The organism is Sphingobium sp. HDIP04 (assembly GCF_000445085.1).
GTDB lineage: Bacteria > Pseudomonadota > Alphaproteobacteria > Sphingomonadales > Sphingomonadaceae > Sphingobium > Sphingobium indicum.
This window is the reverse complement of sequence record NZ_ATDO01000142.1, coordinates 1-12,492: the sequence shown is the minus strand read 5'-3', so window position 1 is coordinate 12,492 and position 12,492 is coordinate 1. Positions and strand designations below refer to the sequence as shown.

13 protein-coding genes are annotated in these 12,492 nt (G+C 63.3%); 8 read left to right on the top strand and 5 right to left on the bottom strand.

The annotated features are described in order from the left end of the window. Nucleotides 1-20 precede the first annotated feature (20 nt). The 3 genes from L286_RS46185 to L286_RS46175 all read left to right on the top strand — a co-directional run bounded on the left by L286_RS46185 (nt 21) and on the right by L286_RS46175 (nt 4,376). Entirely contained in the window at nt 21-2,135 is a 2,115-nt protein-coding gene (locus tag L286_RS46185) for a TonB-dependent receptor domain-containing protein (RefSeq protein WP_020817902.1), read from the top strand. 105 nt (nt 2,136-2,240) lie between these two features. Then, nucleotides 2,241-3,356 (top strand): DUF47 family protein, encoded by a 1,116-nt coding sequence (locus L286_RS46180; protein WP_007682552.1) that lies wholly within the window; start codon nt 2,241-2,243, stop codon nt 3,354-3,356. Between the two features lie 18 nt (nt 3,357-3,374). After that, nucleotides 3,375-4,376, top strand: a complete 1,002-nt coding sequence (locus tag L286_RS46175) for an inorganic phosphate transporter (RefSeq protein ID WP_007682550.1) — start codon at nt 3,375-3,377, stop codon at nt 4,374-4,376. Nucleotides 4,377-4,437: 61 nt separating this feature from the next. Here the strand turns inward: L286_RS46175 and L286_RS49100 are convergent, their stop codons facing one another. Next, nucleotides 4,438-4,605, bottom strand: a complete 168-nt coding sequence (locus L286_RS49100) for a hypothetical protein (RefSeq protein ID WP_007682549.1) — start codon at nt 4,603-4,605, stop codon at nt 4,438-4,440. A 123-nt stretch (nt 4,606-4,728) separates the two neighbouring features. On the opposite strand from L286_RS49100, the gene L286_RS46170 reads away from it, so the two are divergent. Beyond that, entirely contained in the window at nt 4,729-6,144 is a 1,416-nt protein-coding gene (locus L286_RS46170) for a helix-turn-helix domain-containing protein (RefSeq protein WP_020817901.1), read from the top strand. Nucleotides 6,145-6,152: 8 nt separating this feature from the next. On the opposite strand, the gene L286_RS48740 is transcribed toward L286_RS46170, so the two are convergent. Then, nucleotides 6,153-7,160: a P-loop ATPase, Sll1717 family gene (locus L286_RS48740; RefSeq protein ID WP_443215302.1), complete on the bottom strand. Its 1,008-nt coding sequence runs from the start codon at nt 7,158-7,160 to the stop codon at nt 6,153-6,155. Nucleotides 7,161-7,187: 27 nt separating this feature from the next. Here L286_RS48740 and L286_RS46165 point away from each other — a divergent pair, with 27 nt between their 5' ends. Next, the gene (locus L286_RS46165; protein ID WP_020817899.1) at nt 7,188-8,267 is read left to right on the top strand and encodes an IS630 family transposase; all 1,080 of its coding nucleotides are present in this window, start codon (nt 7,188-7,190) and stop codon (nt 8,265-8,267) included. Here the strand turns inward: L286_RS46165 and L286_RS48735 are convergent. Continuing rightward, a complete protein-coding gene (locus L286_RS48735; RefSeq protein WP_152520578.1) occupies nt 8,256-8,819 on the bottom strand; it encodes a P-loop ATPase, Sll1717 family in 564 nt (187 codons plus the stop codon). The genes L286_RS46165 and L286_RS48735 overlap by 12 nt on opposite strands. A gap of 187 nt (nt 8,820-9,006) precedes the next feature. After that, on the bottom strand, nt 9,007-9,831 hold the full coding sequence (locus L286_RS49645) for a cold-shock protein (protein WP_007682544.1): 825 nt from the start codon (nt 9,829-9,831) through the stop codon (nt 9,007-9,009). A gap of 246 nt (nt 9,832-10,077) precedes the next feature. On the opposite strand from L286_RS49645, the gene L286_RS46160 reads away from it, so the two are divergent. From L286_RS46160 to L286_RS46150, 3 genes are read left to right on the top strand one after another with little or no spacing between them, the layout of a single operon-like run. After that, the gene (locus L286_RS46160) at nt 10,078-10,695 is read left to right on the top strand and encodes a ribonuclease D (RefSeq protein WP_020818730.1); all 618 of its coding nucleotides are present in this window, start codon (nt 10,078-10,080) and stop codon (nt 10,693-10,695) included. Nucleotides 10,696-10,707: 12 nt separating this feature from the next. Further along, nucleotides 10,708-11,355, top strand: a complete 648-nt coding sequence (locus L286_RS46155) for a hypothetical protein (protein WP_007682542.1) — start codon at nt 10,708-10,710, stop codon at nt 11,353-11,355. Further along, entirely contained in the window at nt 11,355-11,906 is a 552-nt protein-coding gene (locus tag L286_RS46150; protein ID WP_020818731.1) for an LptA/OstA family protein, read from the top strand. The genes L286_RS46155 and L286_RS46150 overlap by 1 nt, the downstream gene beginning before the upstream one ends. 176 nt (nt 11,907-12,082) lie before the next feature. Here the strand turns inward: L286_RS46150 and L286_RS46145 are convergent. After that, on the bottom strand, nt 12,083-12,492 hold a 410-nt coding region (locus tag L286_RS46145; RefSeq protein WP_021224040.1), incomplete at its 5' end, for a histidine phosphatase family protein.

Sequence of the window (12,492 nt, the reverse complement as noted above, 5' to 3'; positions counted from 1 at the left end):
AATCAAGGATGACGAACCGAATGTATCGTTCCGCAGTGCTGCGTGCCGGTTGCGCCCTATCCGCATTGTCTGCCGCCCTTCCCACCTTCGCCCAAGGCGCGCCCGCCGATGCGGCGCCGCAAGCCTATCATGATCAACGAGCGGACATCATCGTCACCGCCATCATTCCCCGCCGGCAGGGCGATATTCTTTCCGGGACGTCCGTGGTGTCCGGCCAGGAACTCACCCGGTCGCTGCGTCCCACCATCGGCGACACGCTGGCGCGCCAGCCGGGCGTCTCCGCGACCTCCTTCGGTCCCAACGCTTCCCGCCCCGTGCTGCGCGGTTTCCAGGGGGAACGCGTGCGCATCCTGACCGACGGCATCGGCAGCTTCGACGTGTCGAACACTTCGGTCGACCATGCCGTGGCGATCAACCCCCTTACCGCCGACCGGATAGAGGTGCTGCGCGGCCCCGCGGCATTGCTCTACGGTTCCTCGGCCATTGGCGGCGTGGTCAATGTGATCGACAGCCGCATCCCCCGCCGCGTGCCCGACGAGCCGATCCATGTCGAGGGCATCGCCACCTATGGCAGCGCCGCCAATGAGCGCACCGGATCGGGCGAGATCGAGGTGCCCGTCGGCGACAGGTTCGTGGTCCATTTCGACGGCAGCTATTCCAAGAGCGGCGACCTGGACACCGGCAGCTACATCCTGACGCCGGCGCTGCGCGCGCAGGCGGCGTTGAGCGGCGATCCGGAGATTGAGGATCTGGCCAATCTGCGCGGCAAGCTGCCCAACAGCGCGGCGCGCACCTGGGAAGTGGCGGGCGGCGCGGCGCTGATCACCGATGGCGGCAATCTGGGCTTTTCGGTCGCGCATACCGACAATTTCTATGGCGTACCCGTCCGCTATTCGCTCGACCCCGACGGCGAAGCGGAAGAGGTGCGGCTGCACATGAAGCAGGATCGCGCCGACCTGCGCGCCGAACTGCCGGTCAATGGCGGCTTCCTGGAATCAATCCGCCTGCGCGCGGGCTTTGCCGATTACCAGCACCAGGAGATCGAGGAGACGGGCGAGGTCGGCACGACCTTCTACAACCAATCCATCGAATCGCGGCTGGAACTGGTGCAGGCCAAGCGCGGCGGATGGGATGGCGCGATCGGCGCGCAATTCTTCGCCCGCAATTTCCACGTCGTGGGGGAGGAGAAGTTCCTGCCGCGCAACGAGACGGAGCAACTGGGTTTCTTCACGCTGCAATCCTTCGACCTTGGCACCACGCGGGTGGAACTGGGCGGACGCTATGAGCATACGCGGGTCGGGGCGGACGCGGACGAGACGCTGCTCAATCCCGCCTATCGCCGCAGCTTCGATGCGCTGTCCGGATCGCTGGGGGTCAGCCAGGAAATTGTGCCGGGCTGGCGCGTCGGGCTGAACCTGTCCCGCACGGAGCGCGCCCCTTCGGCCGAGGAACTGTTCGCGCGCGGCAACCATGCCGGAACGCAGGCCTTCGAACTGGGCAATCCCGATTTCGGGCTGGAAAAGAGCTGGGGCGTCGAGGGCACGCTGCGCGGCCAGGGCAATGGCTATACCGTCTCGCTGTCCGCCTATCACAATTGGTTCGACGGCTATATCTACGATTCGCTGGCCGACGACAGCGTCTGCATGGCGGCAAATGGCGGAGAGCCGCTCGACTTCCCCTGCTACCAGAACCTCCAGGCCGACGCCCGCTATCTGGGCTTCGAGGCGGAGGGCACGGTGAAGCTGGGGCAGGTGGGCGGCTATGCCGTCAATCTGGACGGCGTGGCGGACTATGTCCGCGCCACCATCGTCGGGTCGGGTCCGGCGCCGCGCATACCCCCGCTTCGCCTGCTGGGCGGCGTGGAATTGCAGGGCGACCGGCTGAGCCTGCGCGGCGAAGTCGAGCGCAGCTTCGCCCAGAACCGCATCGCCGACACCGAAACGCCCACCGACGGCTTCACGCTGGTCAACGCCTCCCTGTCCTTCAAGCCGATCAAGGGCAATGAGCGGACGACCATCACCCTGTCCGCCAACAACATCTTCGATGTCGAGGCGCGGCGGGCGGCGAGTTTCCTGAAGGATTACGCCCCCCTGGCAGGACGGGACATCCGCATCACGGCGCGGCTGTCGATCTGACGAGCGGATCGATTGCGCAATGTGACGATTTTGTTACAAGGCGCCGGTGATTCAGGGGCCGCCATTCATCAGTCATGAACGCCGCGCGGCGCATAAGGGCGGCTGATGCGTCAGATCGCCGCCCTTCCCTATGCGACCGGCCCGGACGGGTCGATGCGCATATTGCTGATCACGTCGCGGGACACGCGGCGCTGGGTGATCCCCAAGGGCAATCGCATCAAAGGCATGGCCGGGCACCGCGCCGCCGAACTGGAAGCCTATGAGGAAGCGGGCATCCACGGCATTGCCTGCCCCGCGCCGCTCGGCCGCTATCGGTATGACAAGAAACGGCGGCGCGGCGACACGAAAGAGGCGACGGTCGAGGTTTTCCCGCTTGCAGTGACCGGCCAGTTGCCGCAATGGCCCGAACAAGGGCAGCGGGAACTGCGTTGGTTCCCCGTTGCCGAAGCTGCAAAGGCCGTCGACGAACCCGATCTGCAATCCATCATCGCCGCTTTCCGCGAACCGCCCCGGGATCCCGGCCTGTTCGTGCGGACGTTGCTGCGGGTCAAGGAATGGCAAAGCGAAAGGACTGGAATGCTGCGCTGGTTTCACGCGCTGATGCCCAAGCAAGGGCGCTTTTTCGAGCAGTTCGAGGATCATGCCGCGACTCTGGTCACCGGCGCCGATGCGCTCGCCAGGCTGCTGAAGGGCGGGCCGGACATGGACGCCCAGATCAAGGAGATTTCGGACCGCGAGCATGAAGCGGACGACATCATCCGCGAAGTGCTGCAGGACGTGCGCCGCATCTTCGTGACGCCCTTCGACCGCAGCGCCATCACCGGGCTGATCGGGGTGATGGACGACGCCATCGACCAGATGAACCAGACGGCAAAGGCCATCGCCCTGTTCGAGGTGAAGGAATTTCCGTCCCAGATGCAGGACATGAGCGCGCTGATCGTCGAATGCGCGCGGATCACGGCGGAGGCGATGCCGCTGCTGCGGTCGCTGAACCTGAATTCGGCCCGGCTGCATGACCTGACCGAAAGGCTGGTGAAGCTGGAGGGGCATGCCGACATCCTGCATGAAGCGGGGCTGAAGGCGCTCTACAACCAGGCGCGGCAGGGCAATCCGATGGATTTCGTCGTCGGCAATGAAATCTACAGCCATCTGGAGAAGGTGACGGATCGGTTCGAGGACGTCGCCAACGAGATTTCCGGCCTGGTCATCGACCACGCCTGATCCGGCCGGAACACACATATGGACGCCCAAATCGCCTTTCCGCTGCTGGTCGCGCTGATCGGCGTCGCGCTGCTGTTCGATTTCCTGAACGGGCTGCACGACGCCGCCAATTCCATCGCGACCATCGTGTCGACGCGGGTCTTGAAGCCGCAATATGCGGTCGCTTGGGCGGCGTTCTTCAACTTCATCGCCTTCCTCTTCTTTGGCCTGCATGTGGCGGAGACGGTGGGCAAGGGCATTGTCGACGCCAGCATCATCGATCCGGCGGTGATCTTCGGCGCATTGATGGGGGCGATCGCCTGGAACCTCATCACCTGGGGGCTGGGCATCCCGTCATCCAGCAGCCACGCGCTGATCGGCGGGTTGCTGGGCGCGGGGACGGCCAAGGCAGGGCTTTCCGCCGTGGTGTGGAGCGGGGTGTTCAAGACCAGCGCGGCCATCGTGATGTCGCCCGCCATCGGGCTGGTTCTGGCATTGCTGCTGGTGCTGATCGTAAGCTGGATTTTCCGGCGCTTCACGCCGCAGGGGGCGGACCGGGTGTTCCGCAAGATGCAGCTCGTGTCGGCATCGCTCTATTCGCTGGGGCATGGCGGCAATGATGCGCAGAAGACGATGGGGATCATCGCGGTGCTGCTTTATTCGCAGGGCATGCTGACCGGCGGGTTCCATGTGCCCTTCTGGGTGGTGCTGAGCTGCCAGGCGGCGATGGGCCTTGGGACGCTGCTGGGCGGGTGGAAGATCGTCCACACCATGGGGTCGAAGATCACGCGGCTGACGCCCGGACAGGGGTTCTGCGCGGAAACGGGCGGGGCGCTGACGCTGTTCATGGCGACGCATCTGGGCGTGCCGGTGTCGACGACCCACACCATTACCGGCGCGATCGTGGGCGTCGGGGCTTCGCGGCGGCTGTCGGCGGTGCGGTGGAACGTGGCGTCGAGCATCATCGTCGCCTGGGTGGTGACGCTGCCGGCGGCGGCGGCGATCGGCGCGGCCTTTTACGGGCTGACGCGGCTGTTCTGACAGGAAAAGGGCGCGGTCGGTTTTTCCGCCGCGCCCTTCCCTCTCCTGAACCCTGAAACGCTCAGCTCACCCGGCCGAGGCGATGGTAGAGATTGGCGTATTTGACAGATTCCGGCTTGTCCTGAACCTCGCGCAGATAGTGGGCGATGGCGGTTCGGATCAGGCCGAAATCCTCCTGGGAGAAAACCGCGCGGGAGCGGGCGGGCTGGGGTGCTTCGGTCGTTTCCATGGGTCTTCCTTTCCGTTGGGATGACGCATCAAACCATGAACGAGTCGGTCAATGAAGGCCGATTAGTGAGGCGGTGTCATGCGGTGACTTGTTCATAATGTCATTTTTTGACATAGTGACAGTATGGCGGATGATCGGAAACTCTATCTGGGGCCGAAGCTGCGGGTGTTGCGGCGGGAACTGGGCCTCAACCAGACGCGGATGGCGGAGGAACTGGGGGTGTCGCCCAGCTACCTCAACCATCTGGAGCGCAACCAGCGGCCGTTGACGGCGCAGATGCTGCTGCGGCTGGCCAATGTCTATGACATCGACATTCGCGATTTCGTGGCCAGCACGCAGGAAGGGGCCGCCAGCGCGCTCAGCGAGATATTGTCCGATGCGCTGGTGCGCGACATCGGCATCGCCCGCGACGAAGTGCTGGAGGTCGCGGAAAATTATCCGGGGGTGAGCGAGGCGATCGGGCGATTTTACCGGGCGCTCAGCGATTTGCGGCGCCTGCCGGAGCAGGTTGCGTCAGGATTGTCGGGCGCGCCGGGGAGCGTGGCGCCGCTGCATGCGCCGCTCGACTGGTTGCGCGAGACCATGGCGAAGGCGGGCAATCATTTCGCGGAACTGGATGCGGCGGCGGAGTCGCTGGCGGGGGAACTGGGCGACGATCCTTCCGCCCTGCAGGCGGGCATCCGGGCGCGGTTGAAGGAGCGGCATGGCATGGCCGTGCAGATCGTGCGGGAGGATGTGCTGGCGGGAACGCTGCGCCATTATGACATGCACCGGCGGCGGCTGTTGCTGAGCGAGCGGCTGGCCTCTTCGGGGCGGCTGTTCGCGGTAGCCTATCAGCTTTGCGCGCAGGAACTGGCGGACGCCATCGCCGCGCAGGTGGCGCGGGCGGGGCCGCCGGACGAGGACAGCCGCCGCCTGGCGGGAATCGCGCTCACCAACTATGCGGCGGCGGCGCTGATCATGCCCTATGACCGTTTCGCCAAGGCGGCGGAGCAGAGCCGGCACGACCTGCCGCTGCTGCGGGCGCGCTTCGGCGTGTCGATGGAGCAACTGGCGCACCGGCTGACCAGCCTGGGGCGGACGGGGGCGCGGGGCGTGCCCTTCTTCATGGCGAAGGTGGACCGGGCGGGCATCGTGTCGAAGCGCTTCGACGGGGAGGCGTGGCCCTTTGCGCGGCTGGGGGGCACCTGCCCGCGCTGGGACGCGCATGAGGCGCAGGCGCCGGATGCGGTGCATACGCAACTGATCGAGACGGTGGACGGGCGGCGCTTCGTCAGCCTGACGGTGGGGTTGCCCAAGGAGGGCGGCGCGCGGGGGCGGTCGGTGATCGCGCTGGGCTGCGAGGCGAAGCATGGGGCGCGGATCGTGCATGCCGACGGGATCGATCTGGAGAAGGGCGCGGCGACCGGGGTGGGGCCGACCTGCCATCTGTGCGAGCGGCGGGGGTGTCCGGACCGCGCTTTGCCGCCGGTGACGCGGGCGCTGGATCTGCATGGCTATGAGCGGACGGTGGCGCCGTTTCCGTTTCGGCGGGTTTGAGAAAGCCGCTAATACTCGTCTGCTTCATCATTTGACGAAGAGCCTGCCCGACCTTGGACAAGGTTCAGTGCATCTCTATACAGAAATGGAACCCAATAAGTAGGCTCAACGCGAGTTCCGCGAGTTTGAAAAAATCCTAGGACCACCAAATCGTTTGCTTTGGTAATCGCTGCATCTCGGCTCATACCCCATATCGCACTTAAACTCTCCGGCGTTTGTTCCGTTTTTTCGCCTTTTAGTTTCTCTATGTAAGGGCGCTCTGAAGGGTATTCAGCATAAAGATAGGTGTTCAGCCGTGCTTCGGAAACCGTCGGAAGAGCCGATTTAAAAACAGACCGATCGAATAACTGTTCTTCGGGCGCCGCCTTCTCTCCCCTCTCTAAGCGACGAATTTCTTCATCACGAATACAATTTAGCAAATGAATCAGTTCGCGGGGCGCAGTATTTCCGGTTCCATCCGCGCATCGCCCAACCATCCAGTCAAACGTTGCTGCCTTACGTGGTCCTTGTTCAACTTGCTTAGGAAATATTCTATTGAACAATTCCCGCTGCTCTTCTGCGCTACCCAGCACCTTATCCTTATCAATGCCAAGTTCGGTTACAAGAGCATCATTATTCAATACACGGCGGAGAGTTAGGTTTAAAAGCATTGGAGTCGTCCAACGCATGAGTTCGTAGCGAACAATATGGCTCGCCTCCCGAAATCCATCTGACGTTACACGGTTCCAAATATCTTCGCGCAGGAAAATCTTTAAGCCAATATTCTCAAAGGCTCTAAAATCGCCATAAACACGCACAAGGGCTCTGATGGCATTTGCTTCTAATTCATGACTTTCCGCAAAAGCAACGTCGAGACGATCCAAAAGCACCCATATTGTAAATCCATCACGAGCAAGTGCATCGTTTACTTTCTCGAACATACCATCCAGCGAACTGATGCCAGTACTCCTAAGTTCACTCGACGGTTCTGCTAGTGGATTGATCGGAACGAATGAGTCCGCTTGAGGGATTCCCATTCTTTCGGTGCCGTGCGACGATGCGGCATGCGAACGGGTATCGAGATCGAGGTCACTGCACCGGACACGAAGCGGCTTGAGGCGATTGTTGCGGCGCGGGGTTCGCCGCAGAAGCATGTTTGGCGAGCGCGGATCATTCTCCTGACGGCTCGGGGCCTGGGCACCCAGGCGATCATGATGGCGACGGGCAAATCCAAGACGTGCGTATGGCGCTGGCAGGAAAGGTTCATGGCCGAAGGCGTGGATGGGTTACTGCGCGACAAGACCCGCCCACCGGGGATTGCGCCTCTCGAGGCTGCTTTGGTTGACAAGGTCGTGAAGCTGACGCTGGAGACGCCCAGCCACGAGGCTACCCATTGGACGGTGCGCGCGATGGCTAAAGCCGTTGGTATCGCGGCGTCATCGGTCGTGAAAATCTGGCACGACCACGGTCTGGCGCCCCATCGTTGGCGCAGCTTCAAGCTGTCCAACGACAAGGCTTTTGCCGAGAAGCTTCACGATGTCGTCGGGCTTTACGTCTCACCGCCTGCGCACGCGATCGTGCTGTCAGTCGATGAAAAGAGCCAGATCCAGGCGCTCGACCGGACCCAGCCGGGCTTGCCGCTGAAGCGCGGTCGCGGCGCGACCATGACGCATGACTACAAGCGCAACGGGACCACGACCCTGTTCGCCGCGCTCAATGTCCTGGATGGTTCCGTGATCGGCCGCAACATGCAACGGCACCGGCATCAGGAGTTCATCCGGTTCCTGAACACGATCGAAGCCCAGATGCCCGCTGACAAGGCCATCCACGTCATCCTCGACAATTATGCGACCCACAAGCAGCCTAAGGTCCGCGCCTGGTTGGCCAGGCATCCGCGTTGGACCTTCCACTTCATCCCGACGTCGTGCTCATGGCTCAATGCCGTCGAGGGCTTTTTCGCCAAGCTCACACGGCGCCGGCTGAAAAACGGCGTCTTTCATTCCGTCGTAGATCTCCAGGCCGCCATCAACCGCTTTATAAAGGAGCATAACGAGGATCCCCGCCCCTTCATCTGGAAGGCGGATCCGGACGAAATTATAGCCGCTGTACGGCGCGGGCACCAAGTGTTGGAATCAATCCACTAGAGCAATCTTGCCTACAATGCCGGTTGGCATTCCCGTTATTGGATCGACCTCAAAGCCCAACTCTGGCTTCGACCCAAGAAGCCTTCGCGCCAACGATTGAGCTGATCTCAGCAATCCTGAGAGATTAAGTTCTCTTTCTAGAAGGCCCACATCCTCCAGCGCACCGAAAATACTCCCTAACCCCTTCTCAATCCCAAATCCCCGAATTTCATGGCAAATAATTACAAGAATGTACAACTTCCATAAAATAATAAACTCTCGCTCACTGGCTGGCGGGTCTGAAATAAGGTCCTTGAAGACAGTCGTACCACGAGGACGTTCACCACTAACTACCAGAACGTTTTTATCAAAAAGCGCTTCTTTATTCTTATTTAGAAGGAGATAAATTGCGCTTTTGCCTGCACCTTTTTCCCCCCGCACAATATCAATATTGCCGTCAGAAATACGGCCCCATTGGTCAGTTTGAACGAAGTAGTCTTGAAGGCTGGAAACCTCTTCTTCTGCAACTTGAGAGCCGAAAGAAAGACTCTTGAGCAGCGTCAACCGATCCATTGAGAATATCCCCTTTCAGCCTCACGTACAGACCGAAGCCGTCAGCATCCAAGCAATCGGCTGTAAAGAACTAAAACCAAAAGCCAAGTAGATATAAAGAAGCAATTTGCGGTTACGCTCCAACAAAAAAGGGGTCGCCGGGCAGGCGACCCCTTCTATCCTCTCCCTAAAGCGGGCAGGCTGTTCTTTAGTCGGCCTTCGTCTGAAGATTGACGGCCGCATATTTGCCGCGGCGGTCGACTTCCAGTTCGAAGTCGAGGCGGTCGCCTTCGTTGAGGGCGCTCATGCCGGCGCGTTCGACGGCGCTGATGTGCACGAACGCGTCGGGCTGGCCGTCGTCGCGCTGGATGAAGCCAAAGCCCTTCATCGCGTTGAAGAACTTGACCGTGCCGCTGGCGCGTTCGCCGGTAAGCTGGCGCTGCGGGCCGCGGTCGCCGCCGCCCGGACGATCGCCGAAGCCGCCGGCGCGGGGTTCGCGGGGGGCGCGTTCGGTGACGGGGAGCGGTTCGCCCTCGATCTTGAGATCGGTCGCCGACACCTTGCCGCCGCGATCCACCAGGGTGAAGCCGAGCGGCTGGCCTTCGGCGAGGCCCGTCAGGCCCGCCTGCTCGACCGCGCTGATGTGGACGAACACGTCTTCGCCGCCATCGTCGCGGACGATGAAGCCGAAACCCTTTTGGCCGTTGAAGAACTTGACGACGCCGGTGCCTTCACCCACGACCTGGGCGGGCATGCCGCGGCCACCGCCGCCAAAACCGCCGCCGCCGCTGCGACCGCCGCCGAAGCCGCCGCCACCACCGCCGCCGCCGAAACCGCCACGGTCGCCGCCGAAGCCGCCGCCGCCGCCACCGAAGCGGTCGCCGCCGCCGAAGCCACCACGATCACCACCGAAACCGCCGCGGTCGAACCCACCGCCGAAGCCGCCACGGCCGCCTTCATAGAAACTATCGTCGCCGAAACTGTCGCGCTTGTCCTTGCCGCGCCCGCCGCGGCGACCTCTATCAAAACTCATGCCCTGTTGGTCACTTTCGCTTCGCCCCAGACTAAACCAGACAAGCATGTCGGGCGAATGACATGCAGAATCCACCGCTCACGCGCGGTTTGGGAATCACTATATCAACTTTTGCGGGACAGGCGAATGATTTTTAAGGCGGGTAAAGGGCGTGAAAATGGCGACTTTGGGACGGAATGGTCGCCTTTCGTTCCCGGTCGCCAAGGGGCGATTGCGAACCGGCGGCTTTGGCCATAGAGGGGAATCATGACCGTCCATTTCCATGAAGAGGATCTGCCCCAGGGCGTCCTTGCCCCCGGCCCGATCGCCGTCGACACCGAAACCATGGGGCTGATCACGCCCCGCGACCGCCTGTGCGTCGTGCAGATCAGCGACGGCCAGGGGGACGAGCATCTGGTGCGCTTCAACCCCGGCAGCGATTATGCCGCGCCCAACCTGCGCGCCGCGCTGGCCGATCCGGCGCGGTTGAAGCTCTATCATTTCGGGCGGTTCGACATCGCGGCGATCCGCCATTATCTGGGCGTCGTGGCCGCCCCGGTCTATTGCACGAAGATCGCTTCGCGGCTGGTGCGGACCTATACCGACCGGCATGGCCTGAAAGAACTGGTGCGCGAATTGCTGGGGCAGGAATTGTCCAAGGTGCAGCAGTCGAGCGACTGGGGCGGCCCGGTGCTGTCGGACGCGCAGAAGGAATATGCGGCGTCGGACGTGCGATACCTGCATGCGTTGAAGGCGGAACTGGACAAGCGGCTGGTGCGCGAGGGGCGGATGGAACTGGCGCAGGCCTGTTTCGATTTCCTGCCGCACCGGGCGGAGCTGGACCTGGCGGGATGGCCGGAGATCGACATCTTCGCGCATATGTGAAGGGCTGAACCCATGTCGATACAGGCCGATCAGCAACGCGACGTGCGCCGTCACTGGGCGCGGCCGGGGGGAAGCCATGACCGGCTGGTCGGGCTGCTGAAGAACTGGTTGCCGGTGTCGGTGGGCGTGCTGGCGGCCTTGCTGGCGACGGCGCCCTTCACCGGCGGGGACAAGGTGAGCTTCGTGCTGGACAAGAACAAGGTCGAGGTGGCGAAGGAGCGGATGCGCGTGACCGAGGCGCTCTATCGCGGGGAGGACAGCAAGGGCCAGCCCTTTTCCTTGCGGGCGGGATCGGCGGTGCAGAAAAGCTCGCGGGAGCCGATCGTCGACCTCAACGACATGTCGGCGCGGATCCTGCTGTCCGACGGGCAGGCGCTGCTGCGGGCGCAGAAGGGGCGGTACGACATGGATACGGAGCGGGTCGCCATCGACGGGCCGGTGCAGTTCCAGTCGGAGGGCGGATACCGGCTGACCACGCGGGACGTGGGCGTGGACCTCAAGACGCGGCGGATGCAGAGCGCCGGGCGGGTCGACGGGCGCATACCCATCGGGACGTTCAGCGGCGACCATCTGGAGGCCGACCTGAGCGCCCGGACCGTTACACTGAACGGGCGGGCGAGCTTGCGTATCGAACAAAATGGTCTCAAAGGGCAAAGGTGATGAGAAAGCCCCTTCTTTTGCTGTCGCTGGGTGCGGCGGGCCTCCTTTTCGCGGGGGCGGACGCGCAGGTGCTGAAGAACCATGACAGCAATGCGCCGGTCAACTTCACCGCCGACAGGATCGAGGTGCAGGACCGCGCCGACCGCGTCGTGGTGTCCGGCAATGTCGAGGTGACGCAGGCGGGCATGACGCTGAACGCGGCGCGGATGACGGTGGCCTACCGCAACCAGCCGGGGGGCGGGACCGGGCCGGGCGGCGTGGAGATCGACCGGATCGACGCGTCCGGCAATGTCGTGGTGCGCAAGGCGGACCAGATGGCCAAGGGCAATGTCGCGATTTATGACCTCAACAGCAGGCTGATCACCATGCTGGGCAATGTGTCGCTGACGCAGGGGGCCAACAGGCTGACCGGGGGGCGGCTGGTGATCGACCTGACCAGCGGGCGCTCGACCGTGGACGGGCGCGCTGCCGGAAGTGGCGGTCCGGGGGTTTCTGGCGGGGCCGGCGGGCGCGTGTCGGGGACTTTTTCGGTGCCGCAGCGGAAGGATTGAGCCGGGTTTCTGGGGGTTTAATCCTCCGTCACCCCGGACTTGATCCGGGGTCCCGCTATCTTGAGCTGGGCGCTGGTTTACAAGAAAAGCGGGACCCCGGATCAAGTCCGGGGTGACGAATAGGGGAAAGGTCCGCTCTCTACCCTTTAGCTGCCGCTTCGGGGCGTTCGGCGTGGTTAGGGCCGTTCGTCCCAGCGGATGAGATGGACGCCGGCCCCTTCCTCGACCGTCAGTTCGCCGAAGGCGCCGGTGCGGAGCTTGAGGTTGGCGAGCGGCAGGCCCAGCGCCAGGAGCGCGAAGCGGGCGGCGCCGTTGCTGGTGACGAGCAGGTCGGCGCCCTCCCCTTTCCGAGCGAACCAGTCTTTCCAGGCGGCGATGCGGGACGGGGCGTCGACTTTCCAGTCCTGGGGCGGGATGCCCCGTTCGTCCCAGGCGGTGAGGGCTTCAGGGCCGAGGCGGGCCAGGACTTGTGCTTCGGGTTGGCCTTCGTCGGGGCCGTGGTCGATTTCGTCGAGCCAGGGGAGCGGGCCGTCGAGCGGGTGGCCGGTGGCGGCGGCGATGGCGGCGGCGGTCTGGCGGGCGCGGA

Bases quoted from the DNA above. Each gene is read 5' to 3' on its own strand.
- L286_RS46160 (WP_020818730.1), top strand. From the start codon at position 10,078: ATGACCGTCCATTTCCATGAAGAGGATCTGCCCCAGGGCGTCCTTGCC.
- L286_RS46185 (WP_020817902.1), top strand. From the start codon at position 21: ATGTATCGTTCCGCAGTGCTGCGTGCCGGTTGCGCCCTATCCGCATTG.
- L286_RS46155 (WP_007682542.1), top strand. From the start codon at position 10,708: ATGTCGATACAGGCCGATCAGCAACGCGACGTGCGCCGTCACTGGGCG.
- L286_RS48735 (WP_152520578.1), bottom strand. From the start codon at position 8,819: ATGGATCGGTTGACGCTGCTCAAGAGTCTTTCTTTCGGCTCTCAAGTT.
- L286_RS46180 (WP_007682552.1), top strand. From the start codon at position 2,241: ATGCGTCAGATCGCCGCCCTTCCCTATGCGACCGGCCCGGACGGGTCG.
- L286_RS46175 (WP_007682550.1), top strand. From the start codon at position 3,375: ATGGACGCCCAAATCGCCTTTCCGCTGCTGGTCGCGCTGATCGGCGTC.
- L286_RS46150 (WP_020818731.1), top strand. From the start codon at position 11,355: ATGAGAAAGCCCCTTCTTTTGCTGTCGCTGGGTGCGGCGGGCCTCCTT.
- L286_RS49100 (WP_007682549.1), bottom strand. From the start codon at position 4,605: ATGGAAACGACCGAAGCACCCCAGCCCGCCCGCTCCCGCGCGGTTTTC.
- L286_RS46170 (WP_020817901.1), top strand. From the start codon at position 4,729: ATGGCGGATGATCGGAAACTCTATCTGGGGCCGAAGCTGCGGGTGTTG.
- L286_RS49645 (WP_007682544.1), bottom strand. From the start codon at position 9,831: ATGAGTTTTGATAGAGGTCGCCGCGGCGGGCGCGGCAAGGACAAGCGC.
- L286_RS48740 (WP_443215302.1), bottom strand. From the start codon at position 7,160: ATGGGAATCCCTCAAGCGGACTCATTCGTTCCGATCAATCCACTAGCA.
- L286_RS46165 (WP_020817899.1), top strand. From the start codon at position 7,188: ATGCGAACGGGTATCGAGATCGAGGTCACTGCACCGGACACGAAGCGG.